Annotated in this window: 2 protein-coding genes; both read left to right on the forward strand. The window is 38.8% G+C overall.

The window, feature by feature from the left end; all coding sequences use genetic code 11:
* Window positions 1-180 (forward strand): hypothetical protein (locus Q8W40_RS27940; protein WP_305402098.1); only part of this gene is annotated, 180 nt, incomplete at its 5' end.
* 41 nt (window positions 181-221) lie between these two features.
* The gene (locus Q8W40_RS27945) at window positions 222-503 is read left to right on the forward strand and encodes an NB-ARC domain-containing protein (protein WP_305402099.1); all 282 of its coding nucleotides are present in this window, start codon (window positions 222-224) and stop codon (window positions 501-503) included.
* The last annotated feature ends 918 nt before the right edge of the window (window positions 504-1,421 follow it).

Consider the following 1,421-nt stretch of genomic DNA (forward strand, 5'->3'; position numbering starts at 1 on the left):
CCAGATAGAAGAACTTTAGTTGCAGCTAAAGTCTGGGTCTCACCTTACCCGATTGGAGAGCTTATTATCCATACAAACTGTTTAAGAGTGATTCGCAACGCGTGGCATTTTTACTATGCGTTGAATTTAGTGTTTAAGGTGGTATGCGGGAGCTTCGGTATTGCGTTGCTCACACCTTAACAGGGCGTTATATGCAGTTATAGTTAAATGTCGAGGGCTAAATGATTAATAATTTACTTAACGAGATATCGAATAGGGAAGATATTCAGGTCATTGTATTTGACGGTTTTTCGGGTTCAGGAAAAACAACTATAGCAAATCAGGTAGCAGAGCATATTGGTGGTCTAGCGGTAGATACTGATGATTATGTAGATGACCCTGATTCTGTAGCAACATATATTGAACGGCTGAATTTAGATCATTTAAAAGCAGCCATTGAATTAGCGATAAATAATGGTACGAAAGTATGTTTAAGTGGGATTTGTATTCAAAATATTTGCTAAGAATTAGATATAGAAATTGATCATAAAGTGTACATTAAAAAAATGTCTGGAGTTACAGGTCAATGGAACGCTCAATTTGAAATCGAAGACTATCAAACAAATCCTAACTCGCTTGATGGAGGGATGGCATTTCATGTCTGTGATATGAACTACCACCTTGATTATGAACCACATATCAACGCTGATTCAACAATAGAGTTAATTCACCAAGTAGAGAATTGTGGATAGCATATAACAAATGCATCAACACGATTTGCTACACTCGGCGTTGTTAGTTTGCCTTTAGTTTCAGTGATTAAGGCGTTAAAATTCAGTTAGGTCTGTATCGTAGCAAACGTGTTATGCAGGCGTTATGAAGCATCTAGGAAAGTTCAGTAAAATTAGGGGCTAAGGTTCAATATTTGCGTTTCTTTTCATCATGATTTGAATCTTTCCCAATTGAAAATCGGCAGTGTTCCTTTGGTGAAATGCCGCTTGGGTTTCATCGAAAGGCAAATTGGCTGTTTGGCTACTTTGCCAAGTGATTTTTTCTAGCAGCCATTTGCTGTGCCGTGAATTCTGTGGGGCGGCAGGGCTTTGCAAATTTCCAAGCTTAGCGGGTGTTTTAAGTCAACTCGTTGTGAGTTTATCGTGTAGCTGCCAACATTTTGTGAATTGGCTCTGTGTCTCAACCATTTGTATTTGCTGGAATTCCGAGGTTGCCGTAAAGTCCGTTCATAACAAACAATTCAAACAGACCAAAAACGTGTGGCACTTTTAGTTTGCGTTGAGTTCGGTGTTTATGGTGGTATGCAGAAACAGTATTTGTATGTTTTTGGCAGTTTAATTGGGCGTTATATGCCCGAGTACCCCACGTTTAGTAGACACTTTACTAAGTTAGATCTAGGGTCTAATTGAGAGGTGATTTATGGCTAAACA

Origin of the sequence: Vibrio penaeicida, from assembly GCF_030689305.1 — a bacterium.
Taxonomy (GTDB): Bacteria; Pseudomonadota; Gammaproteobacteria; order Enterobacterales; family Vibrionaceae; genus Vibrio; species Vibrio penaeicida_B.

Bases quoted from the DNA above. Each gene is read 5' to 3' on its own strand.
- Q8W40_RS27945 (WP_305402099.1), top strand. From the start codon at position 222: ATGATTAATAATTTACTTAACGAGATATCGAATAGGGAAGATATTCAG.